The 26,871-nt window shown below is 61.1% G+C and carries 25 protein-coding genes; 21 read left to right on the top strand and 4 right to left on the bottom strand.

What is annotated here, in order from left to right:
* Positions 1 to 16: 16 nt before the first annotated feature.
* A complete protein-coding gene (locus B3605_RS06690; RefSeq protein WP_296433372.1) occupies positions 17 to 910 on the top strand; it encodes a LysR family transcriptional regulator in 894 nt (297 codons plus the stop codon).
* A gap of 75 nt (positions 911 to 985) precedes the next feature.
* On the opposite strand, the gene B3605_RS06685 is transcribed toward B3605_RS06690, so the two are convergent.
* Complete coding sequence (locus tag B3605_RS06685) at positions 986 to 1,975, bottom strand: aldo/keto reductase (protein WP_296433371.1); 990 nt, start codon at positions 1,973 to 1,975, stop codon at positions 986 to 988.
* A 356-nt stretch (positions 1,976 to 2,331) separates the two neighbouring features.
* Here B3605_RS06685 and B3605_RS06680 point away from each other — a divergent pair, with 356 nt between their 5' ends.
* Positions 2,332 to 2,619 (top strand): hypothetical protein, encoded by a 288-nt coding sequence (locus B3605_RS06680; RefSeq protein WP_112819943.1) that lies wholly within the window; start codon positions 2,332 to 2,334, stop codon positions 2,617 to 2,619.
* Between the two features lie 34 nt (positions 2,620 to 2,653).
* Here B3605_RS06680 and B3605_RS06675 read toward each other — a convergent pair whose 3' ends face one another.
* The gene (locus B3605_RS06675; RefSeq protein ID WP_112943301.1) at positions 2,654 to 3,559 is read right to left on the bottom strand and encodes a LysR family transcriptional regulator; all 906 of its coding nucleotides are present in this window, start codon (positions 3,557 to 3,559) and stop codon (positions 2,654 to 2,656) included.
* Positions 3,560 to 3,925: 366 nt separating this feature from the next.
* Here B3605_RS06675 and B3605_RS06670 point away from each other — a divergent pair, with 366 nt between their 5' ends.
* Genes B3605_RS06670 through B3605_RS06660 form a run of 3 tightly spaced genes read left to right on the top strand, consistent with a single transcriptional unit; the run spans position 3,926 to position 7,522 of the window.
* Positions 3,926 to 5,296 (top strand): c-type cytochrome, encoded by a 1,371-nt coding sequence (locus B3605_RS06670; protein WP_296433370.1) that lies wholly within the window; start codon positions 3,926 to 3,928, stop codon positions 5,294 to 5,296.
* 50 nt (positions 5,297 to 5,346) lie between these two features.
* Positions 5,347 to 5,874 carry a sugar dehydrogenase complex small subunit gene (locus B3605_RS06665; RefSeq protein WP_112819947.1) on the top strand — a complete coding sequence of 176 codons (528 nt, stop codon included), beginning with the start codon at positions 5,347 to 5,349 and terminating at the stop codon, positions 5,872 to 5,874.
* A gap of 13 nt (positions 5,875 to 5,887) precedes the next feature.
* Positions 5,888 to 7,522 carry a GMC family oxidoreductase gene (locus B3605_RS06660; protein ID WP_296433369.1) on the top strand — a complete coding sequence of 545 codons (1,635 nt, stop codon included), beginning with the start codon at positions 5,888 to 5,890 and terminating at the stop codon, positions 7,520 to 7,522.
* Between the two features lie 117 nt (positions 7,523 to 7,639).
* On the opposite strand, the gene B3605_RS06655 is transcribed toward B3605_RS06660, so the two are convergent.
* A complete protein-coding gene (locus tag B3605_RS06655) occupies positions 7,640 to 8,350 on the bottom strand; it encodes a transcriptional regulator NanR (RefSeq protein WP_018896831.1) in 711 nt (236 codons plus the stop codon).
* A 190-nt stretch (positions 8,351 to 8,540) separates the two neighbouring features.
* Between B3605_RS06655 and oiaX the strand changes: the two genes are divergently transcribed.
* The 13 genes from oiaX to dhaL all read left to right on the top strand — a co-directional run bounded on the left by oiaX (position 8,541) and on the right by dhaL (position 22,283).
* A complete protein-coding gene (gene oiaX / locus B3605_RS06650) occupies positions 8,541 to 9,800 on the top strand; it encodes a 3-oxo-isoapionate-4-phosphate decarboxylase OiaX (RefSeq protein ID WP_296433368.1) in 1,260 nt (419 codons plus the stop codon).
* Positions 9,801 to 9,804: 4 nt separating this feature from the next.
* Positions 9,805 to 11,139 carry a four-carbon acid sugar kinase family protein gene (locus B3605_RS06645; protein WP_296433367.1) on the top strand — a complete coding sequence of 445 codons (1,335 nt, stop codon included), beginning with the start codon at positions 9,805 to 9,807 and terminating at the stop codon, positions 11,137 to 11,139.
* Positions 11,140 to 11,141: 2 nt separating this feature from the next.
* Entirely contained in the window at positions 11,142 to 11,900 is a 759-nt protein-coding gene (locus B3605_RS06640; RefSeq protein ID WP_296433366.1) for a triose-phosphate isomerase, read from the top strand.
* A 55-nt stretch (positions 11,901 to 11,955) separates the two neighbouring features.
* On the top strand, positions 11,956 to 12,393 hold the full coding sequence (locus B3605_RS06635) for an RpiB/LacA/LacB family sugar-phosphate isomerase (protein ID WP_296433365.1): 438 nt from the start codon (positions 11,956 to 11,958) through the stop codon (positions 12,391 to 12,393).
* A 76-nt stretch (positions 12,394 to 12,469) separates the two neighbouring features.
* A complete protein-coding gene (locus tag B3605_RS06630) occupies positions 12,470 to 13,297 on the top strand; it encodes a phosphogluconate dehydrogenase C-terminal domain-containing protein (RefSeq protein ID WP_112943306.1) in 828 nt (275 codons plus the stop codon).
* A gap of 76 nt (positions 13,298 to 13,373) precedes the next feature.
* Complete coding sequence (locus B3605_RS06625) at positions 13,374 to 14,315, top strand: D-ribose ABC transporter substrate-binding protein (protein WP_296433364.1); 942 nt, start codon at positions 13,374 to 13,376, stop codon at positions 14,313 to 14,315.
* A gap of 84 nt (positions 14,316 to 14,399) precedes the next feature.
* A complete protein-coding gene (locus tag B3605_RS06620; RefSeq protein WP_296433363.1) occupies positions 14,400 to 15,044 on the top strand; it encodes a DUF2291 family protein in 645 nt (214 codons plus the stop codon).
* Positions 15,045 to 15,046: 2 nt separating this feature from the next.
* Positions 15,047 to 16,591 (top strand): sugar ABC transporter ATP-binding protein, encoded by a 1,545-nt coding sequence (locus B3605_RS06615; protein WP_112435306.1) that lies wholly within the window; start codon positions 15,047 to 15,049, stop codon positions 16,589 to 16,591.
* A complete protein-coding gene (locus B3605_RS06610) occupies positions 16,588 to 17,652 on the top strand; it encodes an ABC transporter permease (RefSeq protein ID WP_018896822.1) in 1,065 nt (354 codons plus the stop codon). Before B3605_RS06615 ends, B3605_RS06610 begins: the two co-directional genes overlap by 4 nt.
* 3 nt (positions 17,653 to 17,655) lie before the next feature.
* Complete coding sequence (locus B3605_RS06605) at positions 17,656 to 18,690, top strand: Gfo/Idh/MocA family protein (RefSeq protein WP_112943308.1); 1,035 nt, start codon at positions 17,656 to 17,658, stop codon at positions 18,688 to 18,690.
* Positions 18,687 to 20,564, top strand: coding sequence for a D-apionate lactonase (gene apnL, locus B3605_RS06600; protein WP_296433362.1), 1,878 nt, complete (start codon positions 18,687 to 18,689; stop codon positions 20,562 to 20,564). Before B3605_RS06605 ends, apnL begins: the two co-directional genes overlap by 4 nt.
* A 58-nt stretch (positions 20,565 to 20,622) precedes the next feature.
* Complete coding sequence (locus tag B3605_RS06595; RefSeq protein ID WP_112943310.1) at positions 20,623 to 21,639, top strand: dihydroxyacetone kinase subunit DhaK; 1,017 nt, start codon at positions 20,623 to 20,625, stop codon at positions 21,637 to 21,639.
* Positions 21,639 to 22,283 carry a dihydroxyacetone kinase subunit DhaL gene (gene dhaL, locus B3605_RS06590; RefSeq protein WP_296433361.1) on the top strand — a complete coding sequence of 215 codons (645 nt, stop codon included), beginning with the start codon at positions 21,639 to 21,641 and terminating at the stop codon, positions 22,281 to 22,283. The genes B3605_RS06595 and dhaL overlap by 1 nt, the downstream gene beginning before the upstream one ends.
* A 27-nt stretch (positions 22,284 to 22,310) precedes the next feature.
* Here dhaL and B3605_RS06585 read toward each other — a convergent pair whose 3' ends face one another.
* Positions 22,311 to 23,510: an ROK family transcriptional regulator gene (locus B3605_RS06585; RefSeq protein ID WP_113168196.1), complete on the bottom strand. Its 1,200-nt coding sequence runs from the start codon at positions 23,508 to 23,510 to the stop codon at positions 22,311 to 22,313.
* Positions 23,511 to 23,742: 232 nt separating this feature from the next.
* Between B3605_RS06585 and B3605_RS06580 the strand changes: the two genes are divergently transcribed.
* The 3 genes from B3605_RS06580 (at position 23,743) to B3605_RS06570 (ending at position 26,864) form a co-directional block, all read left to right on the top strand.
* Positions 23,743 to 24,981, top strand: a complete 1,239-nt coding sequence (locus tag B3605_RS06580) for an ABC transporter substrate-binding protein (RefSeq protein ID WP_113168197.1) — start codon at positions 23,743 to 23,745, stop codon at positions 24,979 to 24,981.
* Between the two features lie 99 nt (positions 24,982 to 25,080).
* The gene (locus B3605_RS06575) at positions 25,081 to 25,977 is read left to right on the top strand and encodes a carbohydrate ABC transporter permease (RefSeq protein WP_113168198.1); all 897 of its coding nucleotides are present in this window, start codon (positions 25,081 to 25,083) and stop codon (positions 25,975 to 25,977) included.
* A 5-nt stretch (positions 25,978 to 25,982) separates the two neighbouring features.
* A complete protein-coding gene (locus B3605_RS06570) occupies positions 25,983 to 26,864 on the top strand; it encodes a carbohydrate ABC transporter permease (protein ID WP_026282700.1) in 882 nt (293 codons plus the stop codon).
* The last annotated feature ends 7 nt before the right edge of the window (positions 26,865 to 26,871 follow it).

The following is a 26,871-nucleotide window of genomic DNA, read 5'->3' as shown; positions in this document are numbered from 1 at the left end:
TTCACAGGAGTGAGCAGTGGATAATACCGTCGGCGAGATGGAGGTCTTCGTGCATACAGCGAAGCTGCAGAGCTTTTCGGCGGCCGGACGCCTGCTGCGCATGTCGCCTTCGGCGGTCAGCAAGCTTGTGAGCAGGCTGGAAGAACGCTTGAAGACCCGCCTTATCGTCAGAACCACGCGCAGCCTGCAACTGACGCAGGAAGGCGAGGTCTATCTCGAGCGCGCGCAGCGCATTCTCGAGGATATCAAGGAAGCCGAGCAGATCGTTTCGACAGGCGGCGAGGCAGCACCGCGCGGACGTCTGCGGGTGAGCGCCTCGGTCGCCTTCGGCGTTCGTCATGTGGTGCCGTTGATCCCGGAATTCCTGACCCGCTATCCGAACGTCCAGCTCGACCTTTCACTGACCGACGGGATCATCGACATCGTCGAGGAACGCGCCGATGTCGCGATCCGTTCAGGCAATCTTCGCGACACCTCGATGAAGGCCCGCAAGCTGATGGACAGCCGGCGCGTGGTCGTGGCGGCACCGAGCTATTTCGAGCGCATGGGCAATCCCGAAAAGCCCGCCGATCTCGACCGGCACAACTGCATGACGTTCAACTTCCGGCAAACCTGGGAAGAGTGGCCGTTTCGGGACCCCGCAACAGGGCAGACCTTCCTGAAAGCGGTCCACGGTAATGTCGAAGTGAATAACGGGCCGACCATTCGCAGTCTCTGCCTCGCGGGCGTTGGGCTGATCCGGGTGGGCGCATTTCACGTGCAGGAGCATATCGACGAAGGCCGTCTGGTGCCGGTGTTAGAAGCGTTCAATCCCGAGGATATCGAGCATATCCACGCCGTCTATCCCGGCCACCCGCATCTCGCGAGCCGGATCCGGGCCTTGATCGACTTTCTCGCCGAGCAGATCTAGCCGCGAGCGTCAGCCAACTTTGAAACGGCGCACCCGGGGTACGCCGTTTCCAAGTTCCAATTCCGGGCTCGTATCTTAAAGACCGGTCGTCTTCATCAACTGCTCCGGATAACGCTCGCCCTCGACCTGGATTGCGGCCGCAGCCGTCTCGATCTGCGCGAGATCGTCGGCGCTCAGTGCCACCTCGGCCGCGCCGAGGTTTTCCTCAAGGCGATGCAGCTTCGTCGTGCCGGGGATCGGCACGATCCAGGGTTTCCGGGCCAGCAGCCAGGCCAGTGCGATTTGCGCCGGCGTAGCCTTCTTGTCCTCGGCGATGCGCTTCATGAGATCGATCAGCGCCTGGTTCTTCTCCATCGCCTCCGGCGTGAAGCGCGGCAGCATCTTGCGGAAATCGCCTTCGCCGATCTTCGTGTCCTTGTTCATCGCGCCGGTGAGAAAGCCCTTGCCGAGCGGGCTGTAAGCAACCAGCGCGATGCCAAGCTCCTCGCAGGCTTCGAGAATGCCGTTGGTCTCCGGCCCGCGCGTCCACAGCGAATATTCGTTCTGCAGCGCGGCGACCGGCTGCACCGCATGGGCGCGGCGGACCGTCTGTGCGCCCGGCTCTGACATGCCGAAATGCTTCACCTTGCCTTCCGCGATCAGATCCTTGACCGTGCCGGCGACGTCCTCGATCGGCACGTTGGGGTCAACGCGGTGCTGGTAGAGCAGGTCGATGACATCGACCCCGAGGCGCTTCAGCGAACCTTCGGCCGCCTTGCGGATCTGCTGGGGGCGGCTGTTGACGCCGGCCATTTTGCCATCAACGATATTGAAGCCGAACTTCGTGGCGATCACCACCCGGTCACGCATCGGCCGGAGCGCCTCGCCGACGATCTCTTCATTCGTATAAGGTCCATAGATCTCGGCGGTGTCGAAAAACGTCACGCCGCGCTCGACGGCCTGGCGCACCAATGTCACGCTCTCCTGGGTGCTCAGCGCATGGCCATAGCTGAAGTTCAGGCCCATGCAGCCAAAGCCGAGGGCAGAGACTTCCAGTCCGCTTTTTCCAAGTATCCGCTTTTCCATATTACGCTCCTTCAGGACGGCGCTCGCCGTCTCACGTCGGCATTAAACAGGAGTGCCTCCGGCAAACGATGAGCTTCATTCTCACTGTCCGGGCATTCCAGATATTCCTGCACCCTAAAAGTACCACCGAACCCGCGACCGCATTAGACCATGATCTCCGCATGGACTTATATCTGCGGCTCATGAGTACGCATGGAAGAACCGATGAGGAAGCAGGGACCGCAGCTGGGTTGCCCAGTCGGAGCCAACGCGTGCAAGGAGAAACGGTGGCACATTGATGAACCGACGATTGCGCCTACATCAAGCATTATTGGCTGCAGTAACCGCACGCCTTTCAGAAGGGAGGGTCGTCCATCATGAAGGGATCCAAGACGATTGTGCAGATGAGTGTCCGCGAACGGCGGGACATATTGGCCGCTGTTGCCGATGCGCTGGAGACAAGTGCCAAGGAGGCATTAATCGAAGGCAACGCAAGTTTTGCGGCGAGCTCAGGTGACCTTGCTTCGACAATTCGCGGCAGCGTGCATGGCCTTGCGAACACCGATCTCAAGGCAGCCGAGTTCCTGCTGCAGCAAGCCATGACACTGATCGAGCAATTCCGATTCCGCGACCCACATCGCCCAGAGACGCTGACGCTCCACTGAATCTGGCATAGCTTCGAAGATATGACGGCAACTTTCAACGGCCATCATCAAACGTTTGCACGTAGTGTTTCAGATGCGCCAGTAACATCCTCGCATAGCCTGGAAGCTGCATTTCGTTTCTGACGCAAACGTATAGTTCGCGATCCGCCCAAGGCTCCGAGATTGGCACGACCTTGAGATTCATGAAGTGTGCGTAGCGTCGTGCAGCACTCTCTGGAATGATCGACACACCAGCTCCCTGTTCGACAACCCGGCACGTCGCTTCAAATCCTGCAATCAACAGCCTGAAATGCGGTGTGCGTCCGAGCTCGTTCGCTTGACGCCCTAGAAACTGCATCAAGGCCGGATTGCCTTGCTGGCCAACTAGCTTGAAATCCAGGATGCGCGGAAACGCGACGGCATCGAACGGCACGTCGAGATCGCGCGGCGCGATCAGCACCAGCCGGTCGGGAACGAAACGAAACCGCTCGAGCCCGGTCATATCGGCCGAGGAGGCAACAATCGCGATATCGGCCTGGCCCTGCTTCAGTAGGTTCACCGCCTCGAGGCTCGGTTTGTCCTCGACGCTGACACTGATATCCGGGCTTGCTGCAAGAAAGGCGCCAAGCGCCTGCGGCAAATGCTCTGCAAGCATATTGGTGTTTGACAGCAACCTGACATGACCGCTGCGGCCATCGGCGAAAGCGTCGAGGTCGGCCTCGATCCGGCGAGCGTCGTCCAGTATCTGACGGGCATGACTTGCCAGCATTTCGCCCGCCAAGGTCGGCTTGATCCCCCGTCCAGTACGTTCGAAGAGCTCGAGATCGAACGCCTCCTCCAGACGCCTCAGGCGCGCACTTACGGCCGCCACGACGACATTGTTCTGACGAGCGGCGGCTGTCAGACTACCGCCGTCGACCGCAGCCAGGAATATGCGTAAGTCAATCAGGTCGAATTTCACGGTTCCGCTTTCATTTTCTGTGAAAACTGTTTGTATGACAAATTGATTTTCAAACGCAGCATAGCGCGGTTATGACGATTGCCAAGTCGCGAGCGTGACACGTCGACGCATAAAGCCATATCCTCATTTAGAGCGATTTAGCAAACCAAGTTCAGTGATTTGTTTTTCTTACATTGGCTTGAATCGACGTTTTTCACATATGTCCTCGCGGCGACGTGGATCGGCTACGCTCGTGGGAGGTGATGCAAAGCCTGTTGTCGTTTATTCATGCTTGATGAAAGCACGTCGATAATGCATTTGCATACCGCCATCTCTCGGCCTCACTTTAAACGCCTGCGATCGATCGCACTCTGTCTGTCCGCGCTGGTGTCCATCACTGGCGCAGCCTCCGCGCAAGATCAGACGGCGACGCCAACCGACCTGATCACCAAGGGCCGCTACCTGGCGACCGCGGCCGATTGCGCCGCGTGCCATACCGCGCCCAACTCCGGGCAGCCCTTTGCCGGCGGCTATGCGATCGAATCGCCGCTCGGCAAGATTTTCTCGACCAACATCACGCCATCCAAGACCGACGGCATCGGCACATACAGCGAGGAAGACTTCGCTCACGCCGTTCGCAACGGTGTCGCCAAGGATGGCAGCCATCTCTATCCGGCGATGCCTTACACGGCCTACGCCAAGCTCTCCGACGAGGACATCTCCGCGCTCTACGCTTACTTTATGCAGGACGTGAAGCCGATTGATCACGCGCCGGAGAAGACGGCGCTGCCATTCCCGTTCAGCATCCGCGCCTCTATGTCGGTGTGGAACCTGCTCTTCCTCGACAAGGATCGCTTCCAGCCGGATGCATCCAAGTCCGCCGAGTGGAACCGTGGCGCCTATCTGGCCGAGGCTCTCGAGCACTGCAGCACCTGCCACACGCCACGCAATCTCCTTATGGCGGAAAGCGGAAGCCGGGCGCTTTCGGGCGCGTCCATCGGCTCTTGGTTCGCACCGAACATCACCTCCGACAAGGTTGATGGCATCGGCGGCTGGTCCGACGAGGAACTCGTGCAGTATCTGCGCACAGGCCATGTCGTCGGCAAGGCGCAGGCAGCCGGCCCGATGGCGGAAGCCATCGAGCACAGCATGCAGCACTTGACCGAGGCGGACCTCAAGTCGCTCGTCGTTTATCTGAAGGATACGAAGCCGATCACCACCGGCGAAGCCACGCCGCGCTATGATGTCGGCAAGCCCTCGACAGCCGAACTCGATCTACGTGGCCTGCCTGGCCAGGCCGTGACCGAGAAGGGCTTCCATATCTTCAGCGGCTCCTGCGCCGCCTGCCATCAGGTCGATGGCGAGGGCAACGACCACTATCCGTCGCTCTTTCACAATACCGCAACCGGCGGCAATAACCCGGACAACCTGATCGCAACGATCCTTTTCGGCCTGTCGCGCACGATCGACGGCATACCGACATTCATGCCGGCCTTCGGCGAGAACGCGTCTTACACCGATCGCCTCTCCGACAAGGACGTCGCCGATGTCAGCAACTATGTGCTGAGCCATTTCGGCAACGGCAAGGTGACCGTCACCGCAGCAGATGTCCTGCGTGTCCGCGAGGGTGGAGAAAAGCCGGCATTGGCAGCGGTTGCACCGTTCATCGTTCCGGCGTTTGCCGTGGCGTTGATCCTCGCTGCACTCGTCATCGCGCTACTCGTTGCTCGCCGCAGGCGGCAGCCGGCCCACGCCTGACCATTTCACCCTTTTTCCCAGTTCTGACTACCTCATCGAGGATATCAGCGATGCCAATCGACCCGAACAATGCGGGCTCTCTCATGAGCCGGCCCCTCCACCGCCGAGACCTCCTGCGCGCCACCGTGGCCGTCGGGGGACTGGCCGCCCTCTCCTCCTTTGCAGCACCAGTATCGGCGTTCGCGGCCGACGATGACGTCCAGGGCTTCACCAAGCTTTCCGAATTCCTGACCGGCTACGAACTCGACCCCGTGCTCGGCGCACGCTTCCTTGCAGCACTCTCCAAGCGCAGCAAGACGCTGAAAGCAGACATCGCCGCCCTGCAGCAGGCCGTGAGCCAGTCCGGCGCCAAGGACATGGATAGCTTTCTCGCGACAAAGCCCGCCGAGCGCGAGATGAAGACTTCAGCGAAGATCGTCTCCGCCTGGTATCTCGGCGTGGTCGGCGACCCAGAGGACGCGGAACTCATCACCTACGAGAAATCGCTCATGTACCGCCCGACCAAGGGCCTCCTTCCCATTCCGACCTACGGTCCCGGCCCGAACGCCTGGGGACCGAAGCCCGGCAGCAAGATCTGACAGGATATAGACAATGGCAAACGACGCATATGATGCGGACCTGATCGTCATCGGATCGGGTGTCATGGGCGGCATCGTCGCCGCACAGCTCGCCAAAGCCGGCAAGAAGGTGATCATTCTCGAAGCCGGTCCGCGTGTCGATCGCCGCGAGATCGTTGAGACCTTCCGCAACGCCCCGGTCAAGCTCTCGCTGGCGAACGCCAAGCTGCAGGGCGCCGGATCCCCCTTCCCCAGCATGCCCTGGGCGCCATCCACCTATGGCGACTATCTGCAGTATGAAGGCCCGGTCAAATACAACACCTCCTACCTGCGCGTTGTCGGCGGCACGACCTGGCACTTCGGTTCGGCGCTCTGGCGCATGATCCCGAACGACTTCAAGATCCAGTCGCTTTACGGTCGCGGCCGCGACTGGCCGATCGGCTATGACGATCTGGAAGACTACTACAACAAGGCCGAGCTGGAGCTCGGCGTCACAGGCATGGACGGCCAGGACGAAAGCGGCCAGGGCGGTGGTCCGATGCCGCCGCGTTCCATGCCCTTCCCGATGAAGCAGCTGAATTCCAGCTACATGTTCACGACGCTGGCTGAAAAGCTCTCGGTAGGCGGCTTCAACCCGGTACTCGAGCCGCATGGCCGCGCCTCGCGCCCCTACGGCAACCGCCCGGTCTGCGCCGGCAACAACAACTGCAATCCGGTCTGTCCGATCGGCGCCAAGTATGACGGCTCGATGCACATCGACGAAGCCGAACGCCATGGCGCCAAGCTGCTCGACAACTCGCCAGTCTACAAGGTGGAAGCGGGCGACGACGGCAAGATCACTGCGGTCTGGTACAAGAAGCCCGACAATTCCGAGCACCGGCTGACGGCGCGCTATTTCGTGCTTGCCGCCTACGGCATCGAGTCCGCCAAGCTGCTGCTCATCTCGACCTCGGACAAGTATCCGAACGGCATCGCCAATTCGTCGGATCAGGTCGGCCGCAACCTCATGGACCACACCGGCATCAGCATGAACATGCTGACCAAGGAGGACATGTGGCCGGGCGAAGGCCCGACCGAACTGCTGGTCTATCTCAACCAGCGTGACGGCGCCTTCCGCAAGGATTACCCGAGCTACAAGATCAAGGTGCGCAATACGGTACCGACAGCCCAGATGACCGAAGGCTTCATCAAAAAGGGCATCATGGGCTCCAAGCTCGACGAGCAGATCCGCAAGTACTCGGCCCGCTCGCTGAACTGGGCGATCGATTTCGAGCCGCTGCCGCTGGCCGAAAACCGCGTCACGCCGTCGAAGACCAAGTTCGATGCGCTCGGCATCCCGGTTCCGGTGCTTTATTACTCGGTCACCGACTACTGGAATGCCGGCCGCGATCGTGGCCTGGAAGATTTGAACAAGATTGCCCAGCTGCTCGACGCCGAGGTCCTGTCGACCGACGTGAAGTGGCAAAACCGCCAGCACGTCATGGGCACGACCCGCATGGGCGACGATCCGAAGGACTCAGTCGTCGACCGCGATTGCCGCACCCATGACCACTCGAACATGTTCATCGCCGGCACCAGCGTCATGCCGTCGGCCTCTTGCATGAACCCGACACTGACGGGTGCGGCGCTCAGCGTGCGTATTGCCGAGCAGCTGATCAAGGAGATCTGATTTCAGCACTCAAAAAGGTCTCGGCCGCAATGGTCGGGGCCTTTCGCATCTCAAAACGAAAACAGCGACCGCCTGGCAGGCAGGTCGCTGTTTTCGTATTCGCCGATGGAAGCGACGTCAGTCGCGGTTGGTATAGAGCGCGCTAGAGCGCTCAAGGTGTTTCAAGATCGCCGCTTCCGCACCATTCGCATCGTTGGCAGCGAGACAGTCGAGGATCTGCTCATGCTCCACCAGCGTGAACTTCTCCTTGCCGGTCCAGATCAGCATGTCTGTGTGATAGGCCTTCAGCCATGCCAGCATCGCCTCGCTGACGGCAACGAAGATCGGGTTACCCGAGATTTGCGCGATCCGCGTATGGAACTGCATATCGGCGGCGATGAAGTCTTCCGCGTTGCCGAGCGAGCGACGCTGCTCCTCGATGATATCGCGAAGATCGGTGATATCGGCAGGCGTGGCCTTGACCGCCGCCTCGCGCGCCATCCCGCGCTCGAAAAAGATGCGTGAGCTCTTGAGGTGATCGAGCGAGTCGGCAGATTGCGCGAGCATGATCTTCGCCGTCAGGTCCACCTGGCGGAAAATCGATCTTGCGGTCAACTGCAGAACTTTGGCGCGCTCTCCGTGCGAGATGTTGACCAGGCCCATATTGGCCAGCGACTGCATCGCCTCGCGGATAGCAGGCCTTCCAACCCCGAAGCGCTCCATCAGCACCCGCTCCGAAGGCATTTCGTCACCGGGGCGAAGCTCGCCCGAGGTGATCATCCTCTCCAGCCGATCGAAAACCTCATCGGATAGTTTGCGACGCACGATCTGTTCGATTGGCTGGTTCATGGTGTCTCGCTGGCTCACAATATCCCTCCTTTATGCATGCTAGCGTCCCGGCACGAAAGGCCGTCGTCGGAAATCGGTATGTGCTCTTTCAAAAAATTTTCGTTGCAGAAATTGGAATACTCATTATACCAGTTCATGAGTTGACGCCATGGCAAACTTTCGGCCTAGGCAGGAGGAGCAACGAAACCTCATGATGATCACAGTTACCTACCGCATCGAAACGACCGGCAACGTCGAGGCCATGGCCGCCAAGATCGCCAGCGATCAGTCGACCGGCACGTTCGTCCCTGTTCCCGGCGAAACGGAAGAGCTGAAGGCACGCGTCGCGGCACGTGTTATCGCCATTCGCCACCTGCCCGATGCGGAATACCCGACCTGGCCGGAAGTTGCACCCGGCAGCGGCCCCATCCACCGCGCCGATGCCGATATCGCCTTCCCGATGGACGCGATCGGTACGGATCTCTCCGCCTTGATGACCATTGCCATCGGCGGCGTATTCTCGATCAAGGGCATGAGCGGCATCCGCATCGTCGACATGAAGCTGCCTGAGGCCTTCGCCACCGCCCACCCCGGCCCGCAATTCGGCCTGCCCGGCAGCCGCCGGCTGACCGGCGTCGAAGGTCGGCCGATCATCGGCACGATCGTCAAACCGGCGCTCGGCCTGCGCCCGCATGAGACGGCGGAACTTGTCGGCGAACTCATCGAGTCCGGCGTCGATTTCATCAAGGACGACGAAAAGCTGATGAGCCCGGCCTATTCGCCGCTCAAGGAGCGCGTCGCGGCCATCATGCCAAAGATCCTCGATCACGAGCAGAAGACCGGCAAGAAGGTCATGTACGCCTTCGGCATCTCGCATGCCGATCCAGACGAGATGATGCGCAATCACGATCTCGTCCTTAAGGCCGGCGGCAACTGCGCCGTCGTCAACATCAATTCGATCGGCTTCGGCGGCATGAGCTTCCTGCGCAAACGTTCGGGCCTCGTGCTGCATGCCCATCGCAACGGTTGGGACATCCTGACCCGCGATCCGGGCGCCGGTCTCGACTTCAAGGTCTACCAGCAGTTCTGGCGCCTGCTCGGTGTTGACCAGTTCCAGATCAACGGCATCCGCATCAAGTATTGGGAGCCGGACGAGAGCTTCGTCGAATCCTTCAAGGCCGTCAGCACGCCGCTGTTCAGCAAGGCCGACTGCCCGCTGCCAGTCGCTGGCTCCGGTCAGTGGGGTGGCCAGGCGCCGGACACCTATAACCGCACCGGCCGCACTACCGACCTGCTCTATCTATGCGGCGGCGGGATCGTCAGCCATCCTGGTGGCCCGGCGGCCGGCGTACGCGCCGTGCAGCAGGCCTGGCAGGCGGCGGTCGCCGACATCCCGCTCGACGAATACGCCAAGGATCACCCGGAACTCGCGGCCTCGATCGCGAAGTTCGGCGACGGCAAGGCAGCTTGAGACCATGACCAAACCTCTGCTTACCTATTACGGTGACGATTTCACCGGTTCCGCCGACGTCATGGAAGCGCTCGCCTCCAACGGCGTGCCGACCGTGCTCTTCCTCGGCATCCCCAGCACCGAGACGGCAAAGCGTTTCGCCGATTACCGCGCCTTCGGCATTGCCGGCACCAGCCGCAGCGAAACGCCGGAGTGGATGGAAAAGCATCTGCCGGCGATCTTTGAATGGCTGAAGGCGCTCGATGCCGACATCTGCCATTACAAGGTCTGCTCGACCTTCGATTCCAGCCCTGCGGTTGGCAACATCGGCAAGGCGATCGAAATCGGCAAGGCACTCTATGGCCAGCCGGTCGTGCCTGTGGTCGTCGGCGCGCCGCAGCTGAAGCGCTTCACCGCTTTCGGCAATCTCTTCGCCGCCTACCAGGATCGCTACTATCGTATCGATCGCCATCCCGTCATGAGCCGTCATCCGGTGACGCCGATGGCCGAAGCCGACCTGACGCTGCATCTGGCAAAACAGACGGCACTGCCCGTAGCGCTCGCCGATCTCGTCACCACGGCGGCGCCCGATGCCGACCAGCGCATCGACAAGACGATCGCGGACCTCGATGGCATCCTGCTGATCGACGTGGACAGCGCCCAGTCGCAGGCTCTCGCCGGCCGTCAGGTCTGGCGGGCCAAGCGCGACGGCGGCCTGTTCACAGCCGGCTCGTCAGGCGTCGAATACGCATTGCTGCAGGCATGGAAGGCCGAAGGGCTGCTTGGCGAACCGACAACCTTCGCCGAGCCCGGCAAGGTCGATCGCCTTGCCGTCGTGTCCGGAAGCGTCTCGCCAACCACCGAACGGCAGATCCGCAACGCAACGGAAAACGGCTTTGACGGCATAGCCGTCGATCCGCTCGATCTCGTCGGCGAAAGCGGTGACCGCGCCATCGAAACGGCTGTCACTGAGGGCGTCCAGCGCCTGAAGGAAGGCCGCAGCGTCATCCTGCACACGGCGCTCGGCTCATCGTCAGACAAGGGAACCGATATCGATCGTATTCCCGGATCCCGCCATCGCCTCGGCTCAGCTCTCGGCACGATCCTGCGCCGGTTGATCGAAACCGAAAAGCTGCCCCGCGCGGTCATTGCCGGCGGCGACACGTCGAGCCACGCGCTGCAGGAACTGCGTGTGGACGCTCTGACGACCTTGCTGCCACTGCCGCAGACCCCCGGCTCGCCACTCTGCACCGCGCACGGCAACTACGCGCCGACCAACGGACTGCAGATCGCGCTCAAGGGCGGCCAGGTCGGAACCGACGGCTATTTCGCACAGATCCGCGACGGACGGAGGGCTTGAACATGCGCTACTGGGTTGGCACTAGCTTCAAGATGAACAAGACGCTTGGCGAGGCTCTGTCCTTTGCCGAAAAGCTGGCAGTCGCCGATGGCGATCGCCACGCGGACATCCAGCGCTTCGTCATCCCGCCCTTCACGGCGGTGCGCGAGGTCAAGAACGCTCTCGCCGACAGCTCGGTGAAGGTCGGCGCGCAGAACATGCATTGGGACGCCGCCGGCGCCTGGACCGGCGAAATCTCGGCTCCGATGCTGAATGATTGCAACCTCGACATCGTCGAGCTCGGCCACTCCGAGCGTCGCGAGCACTTCGGCGAGACTGACGAAACCGTCGGCCTGAAGGTCGAAAGCGCCGTCAAGCACGGCCTGATCCCGCTGATCTGCATCGGTGAGACGCTTGCCGAGCGCAACGCTGGTGATGCCGACGCGGTGCTGAAGCGGCAGGTTGAGGGCGCGCTGGCGCGCGTGACCACATCAGGCAAGGACGCGGAAATTCTTCTTGCCTACGAACCGGTATGGGCGATTGGCGTCAACGGCATTCCAGCCACCGCCGACTATGCCGACGAACGCCACGCGCGCATCGCCGATGTGGCTGCCAAGGTGCTCGGTCGGGCGGTTCCGGTTCTCTACGGCGGCAGCGTCAATCCAGGCAATTGCGAGGAGCTGATTACGCAACCGCACATCGACGGCCTTTTCATCGGTCGCTCTGCCTGGGCCGTCGAAGGCTATCTCGACATTCTGAAGCGCGTTGCCGCGGTCATCTGATCGCAGCCACCAATTCCATTCATCCAGCCCCCGAATGATTGAAAGGACACGGACCATGAAAATCGCCATCGGAGCGGATAGCGCCGGCAAGCCATTGCTTGACGTGATCGCCGCCCACCTCGCCACCAAGGCGGGCCTCGAAGTGCACGATCTCAGCCAGGCCGGCTTTTATGCCGACCTGTCGCAGAACCTCGCGCAGACCATCGTCGACGGCCAACATGAGCGCGGTATTCTCATCTGCGGCACCGGCATTGGCGTTTCGATCTCGGCCAACAAGGTTCCGGGCATCCGCGCCGCGCTGACGCACGACACCTACTCGGCCGAGCGCGCCGCGAAGTCCAACAATGCACAGATCATCACGATGGGCGCACGCGTGATCGGTCCGGAACTTGCCAAGTCGATCGTCGACACCTGGCTCGCCTCCGAATTCGACCCGAAGGGCGCTTCGGCAAGCAACGTCGACGCCATCAACAGGCTCGACGCGGTTAAGTAATACTTATTCTGGGGTGGTGATTGACTCATCATACCAGCAACGTTAACAATTCCAGCAAAACACGAAGTGAGGAAACATGACTTCCATTGCTCTGTTCGGCGCCGGCGGCAAAATGGGCTACCGGCTTGCAAAGAACCTCAAGGGTTCGCGCTACGACGTTCGCCACGTCGAAATCAGCGATGTCGGCAAGGCACGCCTGAAGGACGACCTCGGCCTTTCGACCGTGGACGTAGACGCAGCGCTTGATGGCGTCGACGTCGTCATCCTGGCCGTTCCGGACACGCATATCGGCAAGGTTGCCGCCAGCATCAACGACAAGCTCAAGGCCGGCACCATGGTTGTTGCGCTTGACGCTGCCGCGCCATTCGCTGGCCACTTCCCGGAGCGTCCTGATCTGACGTATTTCGTCACGCATCCGTGCCATCCGCCGATCTTCAATGACGAAACCGACATGCAGGCCAAGAAGGACCACTTCGGCGGCCTCTTCGCTAAGCAGCACATCGTTTCGGCTCTCATGCAGGGTCCGGAAGAAGCCTACGCCGTCGGCGAAGAAATCGCCAAGACGATCTGGGCACCGGTCATGCGCTCGCACCGCGTCACCGTCGAGCAGATGGCGATGCTGGAGCCGGGTCTCTCCGAGACCGTTGCCGCTTCGCTGCTCGTCGTCATGAAGCAGGCCATGGATGAGTGCGTCGCACGCGGCGTTCCGGAAGAAGCTGCCCGCGACTTCCTGCTCGGCCACCTGAACGTTCTCGGCGCCGTCATCTTCGGCGAAGTCCAGGGCGTGTTCTCGGACGCTTGCAACAAGGCTATCGAATTCGGCATTCCCGCCCTGATGAAGGACGATTGGAAGCGCGTGTTCGAACCGCAGGAGATCGCTGATAGCATCAAGCGTATCACCTGATACCGATCCCGGGAGGGGGCAACCCCTCCCCTTTCACCGCCCTGCTGGGAACAGGGCTTCTTTTGGGAGGAAACCAATGAGACTGACACGTAGACTGACCGTCGCTGCCATTGCCAGCGCGCTCGCATTTGGCGTTGCCATGCCCGCTTTTTCCGCGGACCTGATCGCCATCATAACCCCCGCACACGACAACCCGTTCTTCAAGGCTGAAGCCGTAGGTGCTGAAGCCAAGGCGAAGGAACTGGGCTATGAAGCGCTCGTCATGACCCATGACGACGACGCCAACAAGCAATCCCAGATGATCGACACCGCCATCGGTCGCGGTGCGAAGGCCATCATTCTCGACAACGCCGGCGCTGATGCGACCGTTGCCGCCGTCAAGAAGGCCAAGGACGCGGGCATTCCGTCCTTCCTCATCGACCGCGAAATCAACGCCACGGGCGTTGCCGCCGCGCAGATCGTTTCCAACAACTACCAGGGCGCCCAGCTGGGCGCGCAGGAATTCGTCAAGCTGATGGGCGAGAAGGGCAATTATGTCGAGCTCGTCGGCAAGGAATCCGACACCAATGCCGGCATCCGCTCGCAGGGCTACCATGACGTCATCGACGACTATCCGGATCTGAAGTCGGTCGCCAAGCAGTCGGCCAACTGGAGCCAGACGGAAGCCTACGCCAAGATGGAAACCATCCTGCAGGCGAACCCGGATATCCAGGGCGTCATCTCCGGCAACGACACGATGGCCATGGGCGCGATCGCCGCTCTCCAGGCCGCCGGCCGCAAGGACGTGATCGTCGTCGGCTTCGATGGCTCCAACGACGTCCGCGACTCCATCAAGTCCGGCGGCATCAAGGCCACCGTTCTGCAGCCTGCCTACGCACAGGCGCAGATGGCTGTCGAACAGGCCGACGCCTACATCAAGAACAAGACTCTTCCCAAGGAAGAGAAGCAGTTGATGGATTGCATTCTCATCAACGCCGACAACGCCTCCAAGCTCGAAACCTTCGCGATCGCCAAGTAACGACAGCTTGAGACCACTGGCGAAGAGCGCGATCATCCGCGCTCTTCGTTTCTTATCCTATTCCATAAGATTGGAGTTTCGTGGATGGCGAGGGTCAGAAGCGCGGTTGTGATCGCATTGCTTGCGATGGCACTGCCGGGCTGCAAAATCATCAAAACGCCGACGGCGGAAGAAAAGGCAGCGGAAACCGCAAAGAGCGCCTTCGATCCCGCGGCAAAGGTCGAGGCCATCTGGCAGTCGCAGGCAATTCCTTATCTGCAAAAGCGGGCCGGCGATTTGAAGGACGTCGTGGCGCTTGCTGCCTCCAGCCCGGATCAGGCCGGCGAGAAATACGGCAATCCCCGCAAGCAGGCGAGTGCGCCCTGGACCTATGCGGTCAAGCTGAGCGGCAAGGTTGTCGCCGCCGATACCGCGTCGCGCGCCGCCACGATCGATCTGGACGCCGATGGCGATGGAAAGGCCGACGCCAAGGTGCAGATTGGCCCCGCGGTGCGCGGAACGGCGCTGCGCGATACGCTTGAGTTCGTCAATTTCAACGAATTCAAGAACCAGATCGAGTGGGCCCAGTTCGGCAAGGCGTTCAACGAGAAGATCAATGCCGCGCTCCTGGGGCCCCTGCCGCGCGACGGCCTGACTGGCAAGACCGTCACGGTCACCGGCGCCTTCCCGCTGCCGTCATCCGGCCAGTTGCCGCTGGTGACCCCGGCCGAACTGACGGAAGGGCCGTAGTGATGAGCGAAACGATCGAACACGACGTTATCCTGCGCCTCGAAGAGGTGTCCAAGGTTTATTCCGGCATCGTGGCCGTCAAGCGCGCCGACCTCGAGCTCCGGCGCGGCGCGGTCAACGTGCTGGTCGGCGAGAACGGCGCTGGAAAGTCGACGCTGATGAAGATCATCGCCGGCGTCGAGCGGCCAACGCTTGGACGCATCGTCCTCGATGGCGAAACGGTCTCCTTCGACAGCCCTGCCGACGCCCAGGCGCACGGTATTGGCATGATCTTCCAGGAGCTCAACCTCTTCGCCAACATGACGGTGGCCGAAAATATCTTCGCCACCCGCGAGATCACCCGCGGCATTCGCGGCATCGATCACAAGGCGCAGATCGAAAAGGCAAACGCCTTTCTGAAGCGCCTGGATGCCGGCATCAATGCCGAAACCATGGTCGAGGACCTGCCGATCGGCCAGCAGCAGCTTGTCGAAATTGCCAAGGCGATGTCGCTCAACGCCCGCATCCTGATCATGGACGAGCCGACATCGGCGCTATCGGCCGCCGAGGTCGAAATCCTGTTCAAGGTCATCGCCGAACTGAAGGCGCAGGGTGTCGCCATCGTCTATATCTCGCACCGGCTGGAAGAGCTGATGCGGATCGGCGATTACATCACCGTGCTACGAGATGGCCAGATCACCGGCCATGCGATGGTCCGCGACATCGACACCAAGTGGATCGTCCGCTCGATGATCGGCTCGGATGCCAAGGATTTCGCCAAGGCAGCCGACCATGAGCTCGGACCGGAAGCCTTTCGCGCCGAGGAGATCAGCCTGCCGCGCAGGACCGGCGGTCTGGCCGTCGATCACGTCTCGCTTTCAGTCCGCGCGGGCGAGATCCTCGGTATCTACGGCCTGATGGGCGCGGGACGCAGCGAGTTCTTCGAATGCGTAATCGGCCGCCACAAGCACTCAACCGGCAAGATCTTCATCGACGGTCAGGAAGTACGCGCGCAGGATACGACGGGGCGGATCAGGAAAGGGCTTGCCCTCATCCCCGAGGATCGTCAGCGCGAAGGGCTGGTGCAGGTGCTCTCCATCGCCAGCAATCTGACGCTCGCCAGCCTCGATCACTTCACGCGGATCTTTCATATCAAGGCAGGCGCCGAAAGGCAGGGCATCAACGACATGATCCGCGATCTTTCCATAAAAGCGCCAAACCCGGAATTCGAAGTCACCTCGATGTCCGGCGGCAACCAGCAGAAAGTGGTTATCGGTAAGGCACTGATGACCAACCCGAAGGTTCTCCTGATGGACGAGCCCAGCCGCGGCATCGATGTCGGCGCCAAGGCGGACGTGTTCCGCACCATGCGCAGACTGGCCGCCAAGGGCCTTGCAATTTTGTTTTCAACCTCAGACCTTGAAGAGGTCATGGCCCTTTCCGACCGCATCGCCGTTCTCAGCAACGGCAAGCTGGTCGCCGTCTTCGACAGAAGCGAAGCAACGGAAGAGGCTATCATCGCGGCATCTGCCAAAGGTCACGGACACCAAGGAAAGCTCGCGTCATGACGGCGGACACCTCTTCCACATTCGGGGCCAAGCGGTCGAGCGGCTCCATTCTCCTCACGCTGATGAAGCTCAGAACCTTCATCGCCCTTTTTGCCGTGATCATCTTCTTCGCGATCTTCGCGCCGAATTTCACATCCACGGCCAACATGATCTTGATGTCGAAGCACGTCGCGCTCAACGCGTTCCTCGCCATGGGCATGACCTTCGTCATCATCACCGGCGGCATCGACCTTTCGGTCGGCTCGATCGTCGGCCTGTGCGGCATGGTCGCCGGCGCCTTGATCCTCAACGGCGTGGAACTGCCGATCGGCTACACGATCTTCTTCAACATCTATGAGATCGTGCTGATTACGCTGGCCGTCGGCCTGGCGATCGGCCTGATCAACGGCTTGTTGATCACCAAGCTCAACGTCGCGCCGTTCATCGCGACGCTCGGCACGCTTTATATCGCACGCGGCCTCGCGCTGCTCTCCTCCGACGGTCAGACCTTCCCCAATCTCGTGGGCAAGCCGGAATACATGACGACGGGCTTCGACGTCTTCGGCGCCGGCCGCATGCTGGGCCTGCCAGTCTCGATCTGGATTCTGATCGTGCTCGCCCTAATTGCCGCCTACGTGGCGCGCTCGACGCCGATCGGCCGGCATATCTTCGCCGTCGGCGGCAACGAGCGTGCAGCGCGCATGTCCGGCATCCGGGTCGATGTGGTGAAGATCTTCGTCTACATGTTCTCGGGCCTGTGCGCGGCGATCGTCGGCCTCATCATCTCGTCCGAACTGATGGCCTCGCATCCGGCCACCGGCGAAAGCTTCGAGCTCAACGCGATCGCCGCGGCGGTCCTCGGAGGCACCTCGATGTCGGGGGGACGCGGCACGATCGGCGGCACGATCATCGGCGCCTTCGTCATCGGTATCCTGTCCGACGGATTGGTCATGATGGGCGTATCGTCCTTCTGGCAGATGGTCATCAAGGGGCTGGTCATTATTATCGCGGTTGTGGTGGATCAGGCGCAGCGCCGTCTGCAACAGCGCGTGACTCTCATGCAAATGGCAAAGGCAGGATAAGCAATGACGGAATTGAATGGCGCACTCATCGGCTGCGGCTTTTTCGCGGTCAACCAGATGCATGCGTGGCAGGACGTTGCCGGGGCTTCGATCGTGGCGATCTGCGATCGCGACCCCGAGCGGCTGAAAATCGTCGGCGACCAGTTCGGCATCGACAGGCGCTATAGCGATGCGGCCCAGATGTTCGCCGATGGCGGCTTCGATTTCGTCGACATCGCCACCACCGTCCAGAGCCACCGCGCTTTGGTCGAGATGGCCGCCGCGCACAATGTGCCGGCGATCTGCCAGAAGCCATTCGCAAAGACACTCGACGACGCCAAGGCCATGGTCAAGGTTTGCGCCGATGCCGGGCTGCCCCTGATGGTGCACGAGAACTTCCGCTGGCAGACGCCGATCCAGGCCGTGAAGAAGGTTCTGGAATCCGGCGCCATCGGCCAGCCTTTCTGGGGCCGCTTCTCGTTCCGTTCGGGCTACGACGTCTTTTCGGGTCAGCCCTATCTGGCTGAGGGCGAGCGCTTCATCATCGAAGATCTCGGCATCCATACGCTCGATATCGCCCGCTATATCCTGGGCGACGTGGCAGCGCTCAGCGCCCGCACGAAGCGGGTCAACCCGAAGATCAAGGGCGAGGACGTCGCCACCATCCTGCTCGACCACGAAGGCGGCGCGACCTCGATCGTCGATGTCAGCTATGCCTCCAAGCTCTCGACCGAGCCTTTCCCCGAGACGCTGATCGAACTCGACGGCACCGAAGGCAGCATCCGCCTGTCGCAGGGCTACAAGCTCGAAGTAACAGGCAAGAACGGCACCGAGATCTCTGACGTGTCGCCGACGCTGCTCTCCTGGGCATCGCGCCCCTGGCACAATATCCAGGAAAGCGTCTACGCCATCCAGCAGCACTGGGCCGAGCGCCTAGCCTCCGGCGGCGAAACCTCGACCTCGGGCGCCGACAACCTCAAGACCTTCGCGCTCGTCGAGGCAGCTTATGACAGCGCCGCCAGCGGCCAGACGGTCGATGTCAAGGCGATGCTGCGATGAGCACGCCTTCAGACGGCTTCCGGATCTACGGAACGCATGCGGTTGAGCAGGAGCCTGTCCGTCTCACCGCGGGCAGGCTGACCGCTGATCTCAGCGACGGCAATCTGCGCACGATCGCCTATGACGGTGTGGAGGTACTGCGCGCCGTCTCCTATCTCGTGCGCGATCGTGATTGGGGCACCTACGCCCCCGAAATCGCCGACCTGACCATTGAGCAGGGAGACGATGCCTTTTCGGTCCGCTACACCGCCCTTTGCAAGGGAACGAATGCGACCGAGCTGTCGATCGGCGTGCGCATCTCGGCGCAAGCCGGCTCGCCTCTGTTTTTTGAGGCCGATGCGATCTCCGACACAAGCTTTGAGACGAACCGCTGCGGTTTCTGCATTCTTCACCCGATCGTCGGCGTTGCCGGCGCGCCCGTCACCGTCGAGCATGCCGACGGACAGCGCGTCGAGACGCGGTTCCCTGACCAGATCGAGCCGTGGCAGCCGTTCATGAACATGAGCGCGATCACCCACACCGTCATGACCAACGTGACGGCGCGGTGCGGCATGGAAGGCGATGTCTTCGAGATGGAAGACCAGCGCAACTGGTCGGATGCCTCCTACAAGACCTATGTGCGCCCGCTCGCTTTGCCCTGGCCCTACCAGATACCGGCCGGTGAAACGGTCAAGCAGCGCATCGTCCTCGATATTGCCGACAAGCGCCAGAAGCCATTGGCTGCGACGACAAATGGCCATTCGTCGCTGACGACACTGACGCTCGGCGAGCGTCGCGGGCGCATGCCAGCAATCGGCATGATCGTAACGCAGGAAGAAGCGGGCGCCGTAGTCACGGCGAGCGCCGTGCTTGGCGAGATCAAGCCACAGGAACTGCTCTTTCATTTCGACCCTGCGGCCGGACATGGTGCGGAAGCCTTCAAGCGCTTCGCCGAGGTGGCCGGGCTTCATCCCGGCACATCAACGCTCGAGATCGCGCTGCCGTGCAAGCAGTTGCTCCTTGAAGAAACGACGCTGATCGCAACTCAGATGCGCGATGCCGGCTTCAAGCCGGACGCGATCATCATCTCGCCATCGGTCGATCGCCAATCCACTCCGCCGGGCAGCAAGTGGCCGGAATGCCCGTCGCTCGAAGATGTCTACGACGCCGCGCATGCGGCATTCCCGGATATCCGCATCGGCGGCGGCATGCTCAGCTATTTCACCGAGCTCAACCGCAAGCGTGTGCCTTCCGCTCCGCTTTCCTTCATCAGCCATTGCACCAACCCGATCGTCCATGCCGCCGATGACCTCAGCGTCATGCAGACATTGGAGGCCCTGCCCTTCATCACGCGATCGGTCCGCGCAATCTATGGCGACAAGCCTTATCGCATCGGCCCATCGACAATTCCCATGCGGCAGAATCCTTACGGAAGCCGAACGATGGACAACCCGACGGGCGGCCGGATACCGATGGCCAACACCGATCCGCGTCACAACGCTCTTTTCGCGCAAGCCTTTGCGATGGCCTATGTGGCAAAGGTGCTGGACGCCGAGCTGGAATGCCTGACTCTCTCGGCTGTGACCGGAAGTTTCGGCCTCCTTGCCGGACAGGATGAGCCCTTCACCGCCGATGGACGCCGCCCGCTCTTCAACGCGGTCAAGACGCTCGCCGGTCTCGCCGGCACCGAGTGGAGGGAGTGCCTGTCTTCCAACCCCTCGCGCGTTCTGGCGTTCGCGACGAAGGCGGCGACGCGCGCAACACTCTGGATCGTCAACATCACCGGCCGAGACCAGGAGGTTGATCTCGGATCGCTCCGGCTCTCCGACGCGTTGATGGGCGGCGTGCTCACTCTTTCCCCATATCAGACGACCTCCGTCGCGCTTTCGGATTGATCTTGCGTCTGGAAGGCGTAGCTATAGCCTTCCAGACGCGTCAATCGGGAGGACCAGCGTGAAGACCAAAAAGCTTATCAATGACGGCGGCGCGGCGGTCGATGAAATGCTCGAGGGCATCCTCGCGGCGCATCCTGACCATCTCTACGCCATCGACGGATCGCCGCGATCGATCGTTGCGAAGCGCGGCCCGCGCGATGGCAAGGTGGGGCTGGTGATTGGCGGCGGCTCCGGCCATGAACCGAGCTTCCTCGGTTTCGTTGGCAAGGGGCTGGCGGATGCTGCGGCTGTCGGCAACGTTTTTGCCTCGCCTCCGCCCGATCCGATCATCGAATGCGCAAAGGCGGTTGATCACGGCGCAGGCATTCTCTTCATGTACGGAAACTACGCGGGCGACGTGATGAACTTCGACATGGCGGCGGAAATGCTTGCCATGGACGATATCGACGTACGCACCGTGGTGACTACCGACGACGTCGCCTCCGCACCGCGCGACCAGCGAGAAAAGCGCCGTGGCGTCGCGGGCAACGTCTTCGTCTTCAAGGCGGCCGGTGCTGCCTGTGATCTCATGTACTCGTTTGACGAGGTCGAGCGTGTCGCGCGCAAGGCCAACGACCACACTTTTACCATGGGTGTCGCCCTATCCCCCTGCTCGCTGCCGCAGACGTTGCGGCCCAATTTCGAGATCGGCGGCGATGAGATGGAAGTCGGCATGGGCATCCATGGTGAGCCCGGCGTCTCGCGCGAAACGCTGAGGCCGGCCGACGCTGTCACCGACGAACTGCTCGATGCGATCTTGAAGGATGCAACTATCGCGCCGGGAACTCGCTTGGCCGTCCTGATCAACTCGCTCGGCTCCACGCCGCTGATGGAACTCTACATCATAATGCGCCGGGTGAAGGCGCGGCTGGACGAGGCTGGTCTTGTCATTCACACCTCGCTCGTCGGCAACTATTGCACCTCTCTCGAAATGGCTGGTGCATCAATCACGCTCATGGCGCTCGATGACGAATTGCAGGCACTGATCGATCATCCATGCGATTGCGCAATGTTTCGCAGCGGGAAGGCGATCTGATGGGTGAGATGACGACGAAGGACCTTCAGCGCCTCTTCCAGGATATCGCCGACGTGATGACCGCAGAGCGGGACAATCTGTGCCAGCTGGACGGCGTCATTGGCGACGCTGATCACGGGATCGCAATGGAGCTCGGTTTTACCGCTGCAGCCAAAGCCACCGACGCACTTGACCCTGCCGATACAAATCCGACGACGCTGTTCAACACGGCTGCCAAGGCGTTCCTGAATGCTGTCGGTGCCTCCTCCGGCCCGCTTTACGCAACCGCCTTCATGCGGGCTGGCACAGCAGTGAAAGGCAAGGCGACACTTGGCGACGAAGATCTGCTCGATGTCTTCGCCGCCCTTGCCAGGGGCATCCAAGACCGCGGCAAGGCCGAGATCGGCGAAAAGACGATGGTGGATGCCTGGGCACCGGCCGCAGCGGCCTGCGAGGAGGCCAGGGCACGCGGAGACGGTTTGCGACAATGCTTTTCACAGGCACTGGAAGCGGCCGAACAGGGACGCGATTCGACCAAGGATATGGTTGCCAGCAAGGGGCGCTCCGCGCGGCTCGGCGAGCGATCTCTCGGCCATATAGACCCCGGAGCGGCGTCCGCCACCATGGTCATATCGAGCATCCGAAACGCCCTGACGTCGGAATAGGCCTCCTCCAAACTGCCGATTCGGCACTCAGGATACAGGCGACGCTTCGTTGGTGATGCGTCCGTGTTGCCGCAACACGAGCGCCACCGCGCCCATGACCGTGTCGTCGTTGCCCCGGAACGTGCCGACGACGAAGCGAGGCTTGCGCTTTTCCGGCGAGTGCGCGGGCGGCGCGACGGAGTGGCGGGCGAAACTTCGCTCGAGTCCACCGATAAAACTCTCGCCAACCTCGGCCAGCTTGCCTGCGATGATGAACAAGGGGGGATTGAGGATGGTGAAGGCAATCCCCATTCCCCAGCCCGCCATCTCGGCCGCGTCATCGACAAGTCGCGCATATCCTGGATCGCCATTGCGCGCGCGTTCGACAAACTGTTCGATGCTGACGGGCTCACGCAAGGATTGCTCGGCATATCTCAGCAACTGGAAGCCGCCAGCGAAGGTCTCGAGACAGCCGCGATTGCCGCAGCGACACAGCGGTCCGCGCGGATCGAGCGACATGTGGCCGAACTCGGCGGCATATCCATGGGCGCCGCGCTGCACCGTGCCGTCGATGACGATGGCGCCACCGATGCCGAGGTCGAACTTGAAGAGGACGAAGTTGGTTTCCCCAACCGCCGCTCCCCAGGTCATTTCCGCTAGAGCGCCGCAATGGCTCTCGTTTTCGACATGGATTGGGCAACCGAGCTGCTCGAAAAACACATCGGCGATATTGGTGCCGCACCATGTCGGCAAGATGGAGCCGTTGAGGATTTCACCGTCATATGAAACCGGCGCGGAAATCGCCAACCCCACGCCCAGCAGTTCGGACATTTCCACACCAAGGAGAGCACATTGCTCCTCAAGGCTCGCCCGCACACATCGCGCGGCGTCCTCAGGCGTATAGTCCGTGTCCATCGCGAACCAGATATCCGACAGTACGGTGTGGGCGAGGTCGCAGATCGCGATGCGGATTTCGCCAAGCCCAAGGAGCACGCCGGCGCACCGTCCCGCCGCCGGATTCAGAGACAAAAGCTGTGATGGCCGCCCAAAACCGTTGCTCTTCGTATCGACGTCGAGAACGACGCCGCTATCTTTCAGCTCGGTGAGTAGCGTGGACACGGTCGACCGCGCCAACCCTGTCGACTTCACCAGTTGTGTCGCGGTCGCGGATCCGATCGCCGCAATCGCGCGTACGATGCGCCCCGCCGGCGCGGTTTGATCCTCGAAAAGTTCCCTTATGCCAACCATTCACAGCTCCTCTCCATGAAATAGCGCTGACTCGCCGCTCGGCCGCAAGATATTTCTGAACAGAAATTAATAGCGCCTATCCCACGCGTAAAATCTCCTGCTTCAAAAATTAAAGCCCGAATTTTAGCATATATGCAACGGACTTTGTTCATTTTCGAAATAAGTCTTGACTTCAGTCGAAATTTTCGAGAGTGTGAACATTAGCGGAGAGGACCGCACAAGGGAGGGTTTAATGACGATCAAGACTACACTCATGGCCACGCTATCCGTGCTCGCGATCACCGCGACGAGCCTGAAAGCGGAAGACCTGACGCTCTGGACGCTGAACTTCGACAACAACGCTGCCAACGTCGCGCTCAAGAAGGTCGCAACCGACTTCGAAGCTGCAAATCCCGGCACCAAGGTTGAAATCGTTCAGCGCGCCATCGATGAGCACAAGACCGCGCTGCGTGTCGCGGCCGGCTCGAACAAGGGCCCCGACATCTACTTCAGCTGGGCAGGCCTTGGCCTGGGCGGCGAATATGTGAAGGCCGGCCTTTCGGCACCGCTCGACAAATATTACACCGAATACAAGTGGAACGATGAGCTGCTTCCGGCTGCAGCCGCATTCGCCGACCTCTATCCCGGTGGCAAGCATGGCGTTCCCTTCACCTTCAAGGGCGAAGCCGTCTATTACAACAAGAAGCTGTTCCAGCAGGCCGGCATCACCGAAGAGCCGAAGACCTATGAAGAGTTTCTGGCCGACGCGGAAAAGCTGAAAGCCGCCGGCATTCCCGCCTTCACCTTCGGCGGATCGGTCAACTGGCACGTCATGCGCCTGATGGACGTCATCTTGGAAACGAAGTGCGGCGCCGAAAAGCACGACGCGCTGAAGGCCATGAAGGCTGATTGGTCTACCGAGCTTTGCGCCGCCGACGCCTTCACCGAGTTCGCCAAGTGGACGAAGGATTATACGCTGCAGCCTTTCATGGGCATCGACAACAAGCAGTCCTACAGTCTGTTCACGGCAGGGCGCGCGGCGATGATGCTGGAAGGCGACTGGCTGGTCAGCCAGCTGGAAACCAGCGGCGCCAATCTGGACGACTACGGCATGTTCCCGTTCCCGACCAACACGCAGCGCCTCTACGGATTTGCCGAGTATAACTACATCAGCACCAAGAGCCCGCATCCGGATCTCGCCGCGAAGTTCCTCGACTACTTCCTGTCGACCAAGGTGCAGCAGGATCTCGTCGGCCAGATCAGCTCGACATCGGTCAACAAGAACGTCCAGTACGCGAACCAGAAGCCGCTGGAAGCCGAATGGCTTGATGTCTTCAAGACCTACGGCAAGGTCTACATGAACGGCGACCAGGCCTTTCCGCTTGACGTCACGACCGAGTATTTCCGCGTGATCAACGACGTCGCAGCCGGCAACACCGAACCGGCCGATGCAGCGAAGCAGCTGCAGACGTTCATCGCCGGTCGCACCTAAGTCCTCCCAGGACATCGGTCGGTCCCGCACCTCGTTGGGACCGACCACCGCTCAATCCAATGCCACTCGCCAGACACACGTCGCGCGGAGCAGATACCCATGTCATTGAAAAATCGAACACACGACCCGCGCTTCCAGGCGCTCCTGTTGCTCGCGCCTGCCATGGCGATCTACGCGGTCTTCGCGCTTTACCCGATGCTAAACGTCGTGCTCCTCAGCTTCCAGAAGTGGAACGGACTAGATCCGCAACGCCCCTTCGTCGGCCTGGCGAACTACCAGTACATTTTCACGCGCGATCCGGTATTCTGGGTCGCCTTCAAGAACACGGTCATCTGGACCATCATGTCGGTGGCCTTCCCGCCGATGGTCGGCCTGTTGCTGGCGCTGACGCTCAATCAGAAGATCTTCGGCCGCAACACGTTTCGCGCCATCTTCTATCTCCCCGTCATCATCGCGCCGATCGCGGTCGCGACGATGTGGAAGTGGATGTATGATCCCTTTTTCGGTCTCTTCAGCCAGCTCATGACCAATATGGGCCTGCAGATGTGGATCAAGGACTGGTTGGGCGACAAGAACATCGCGCTCTACTCGGTCTTCGTCGCCTATCTCTGGCAGTCTGTCGGCTTCTCGATGGTGCTGTTCCTGGCCGGCCTTCAGAACGTGTCGCAGACGCTGGTCGAAGCCGCCCGCATCGATGGCGCCGGCCGCTGGGCGATATTCAAGCATGTGACCTTTCCGGCCCTGCGCACCACGATGACCATCGTGCTCGTTCTCTCGATCATCTCGTCATTGAAGGCATTCGATATCGTCTACGGCCTCACCGGCGGAGGACCGGCACAATCCACGCAGATGCTGGCGCTATGGGCCTTCACGCAGGCGATGCAGATCTTCGACTTCGGCCGCGGCGCCGCCATCTCGGTCGTCCTTCTGCTGATCACCATCGCGATCGTCGTGCCGTACCTGCGCTGGACGCAGAAGCATGAGGACACCGAATAATGACGATGACATCATCAGGACCGATCTCTGTGTCTGAAACCATCACCACCACGAACAAGCCCGGCCGTGACCCCGTCCTGATCGGCCTGTGGATCGCGCTGATCATCGTAGCCCTCGTCTGGTTCGCGCCCTTCGTCTTCATCGTCTTCACATCGCTGAAGACGAAGGCGGCGGTAACAAGCACCGGCGCGTTCATGCCGCCGGTCGAGTTCGCCTTCGAGAACTATGCCAGTGCATGGAGCCGCGGCAACTTCGCCGAGTCGTTCATGAACAGCGTGATCATCACCGTCTTCAAGGTGCCGCTTGGCCTCGCCATGTCGGCGATGGCGGCCTACGCACTGGCGAAGATCAAGATGAAAGTAAGCAAGCTCCTGCTGCTCATCGTCGTCTTCGGAACCATGATCCCATTCCAGGTCATGCTGGCGCCGCTCTTCACGTTGGTCAATTCGTTCGGCCTGATCGACACTTATCCCGGCGTCATCCTGCCCTACATCGCCTTCGGCGTTCCCTACCAGGTTTTCATCCTGCACGGCTTCTTCAAGGGCCTGCCGAAGGAGCTGTCCGAGGCCGCGCTGATTGATGGCGCCACTCACTTCACCATCTTCCGGCGCATCTTCCTGCCGGTCTGCCTGCCGGTTCTGGCTGCGCTCCTCATCCTCGACTTCGTCTCCACCTGGAACGAATTCGCGATGGCGCTGGTGCTTCTTCAGGACCAACACATGTGGACGCTGCCGCTCGGCCTGATGTCCTTCCAGGGCCAGTTCTCCAGCGATTACGGCCAGTTGAACGCCGCGATCGTCATGACGGTCCTGCCCGCAACGCTCGTCTATCTCATTTTCCAACGGTACTTCGTCTCAGGCCTCACCTCTGGTGCGGTCAAAGGCTGAGCGACCG

Origin of the sequence: Rhizobium sp. UBA1881, assembly GCF_002338015.1 — a bacterium.
Classification (GTDB): domain Bacteria; phylum Pseudomonadota; class Alphaproteobacteria; order Rhizobiales; family Rhizobiaceae; genus Rhizobium.
Note: the sequence above shows the minus strand (reverse complement) of the source record. Positions and strands in the feature narration are given on the sequence as shown.

Coding starts and splice junctions, on each gene's coding strand:
- B3605_RS06575 (WP_113168198.1), top strand. CDS start 25,081: ATGTCATTGAAAAATCGAACACACGACCCGCGCTTCCAGGCGCTCCTG.
- B3605_RS06630 (WP_112943306.1), top strand. CDS start 12,470: ATGACTTCCATTGCTCTGTTCGGCGCCGGCGGCAAAATGGGCTACCGG.
- B3605_RS06570 (WP_026282700.1), top strand. CDS start 25,983: ATGACATCATCAGGACCGATCTCTGTGTCTGAAACCATCACCACCACG.
- B3605_RS06605 (WP_112943308.1), top strand. CDS start 17,656: ATGACGGAATTGAATGGCGCACTCATCGGCTGCGGCTTTTTCGCGGTC.
- B3605_RS06655 (WP_018896831.1), bottom strand. CDS start 8,350: ATGAACCAGCCAATCGAACAGATCGTGCGTCGCAAACTATCCGATGAG.
- B3605_RS06660 (WP_296433369.1), top strand. CDS start 5,888: ATGGCAAACGACGCATATGATGCGGACCTGATCGTCATCGGATCGGGT.
- B3605_RS06615 (WP_112435306.1), top strand. CDS start 15,047: ATGAGCGAAACGATCGAACACGACGTTATCCTGCGCCTCGAAGAGGTG.
- B3605_RS06640 (WP_296433366.1), top strand. CDS start 11,142: ATGCGCTACTGGGTTGGCACTAGCTTCAAGATGAACAAGACGCTTGGC.
- oiaX (WP_296433368.1), top strand. CDS start 8,541: ATGATGATCACAGTTACCTACCGCATCGAAACGACCGGCAACGTCGAG.
- B3605_RS06580 (WP_113168197.1), top strand. CDS start 23,743: ATGACGATCAAGACTACACTCATGGCCACGCTATCCGTGCTCGCGATC.
- B3605_RS06680 (WP_112819943.1), top strand. CDS start 2,332: ATGAAGGGATCCAAGACGATTGTGCAGATGAGTGTCCGCGAACGGCGG.
- apnL (WP_296433362.1), top strand. CDS start 18,687: ATGAGCACGCCTTCAGACGGCTTCCGGATCTACGGAACGCATGCGGTT.
- B3605_RS06665 (WP_112819947.1), top strand. CDS start 5,347: ATGCCAATCGACCCGAACAATGCGGGCTCTCTCATGAGCCGGCCCCTC.
- dhaL (WP_296433361.1), top strand. CDS start 21,639: ATGGGTGAGATGACGACGAAGGACCTTCAGCGCCTCTTCCAGGATATC.
- B3605_RS06685 (WP_296433371.1), bottom strand. CDS start 1,975: ATGGAAAAGCGGATACTTGGAAAAAGCGGACTGGAAGTCTCTGCCCTC.
- B3605_RS06625 (WP_296433364.1), top strand. CDS start 13,374: ATGAGACTGACACGTAGACTGACCGTCGCTGCCATTGCCAGCGCGCTC.
- B3605_RS06610 (WP_018896822.1), top strand. CDS start 16,588: ATGACGGCGGACACCTCTTCCACATTCGGGGCCAAGCGGTCGAGCGGC.
- B3605_RS06635 (WP_296433365.1), top strand. CDS start 11,956: ATGAAAATCGCCATCGGAGCGGATAGCGCCGGCAAGCCATTGCTTGAC.
- B3605_RS06585 (WP_113168196.1), bottom strand. CDS start 23,510: ATGGTTGGCATAAGGGAACTTTTCGAGGATCAAACCGCGCCGGCGGGG.
- B3605_RS06620 (WP_296433363.1), top strand. CDS start 14,400: ATGGCGAGGGTCAGAAGCGCGGTTGTGATCGCATTGCTTGCGATGGCA.
- B3605_RS06645 (WP_296433367.1), top strand. CDS start 9,805: ATGACCAAACCTCTGCTTACCTATTACGGTGACGATTTCACCGGTTCC.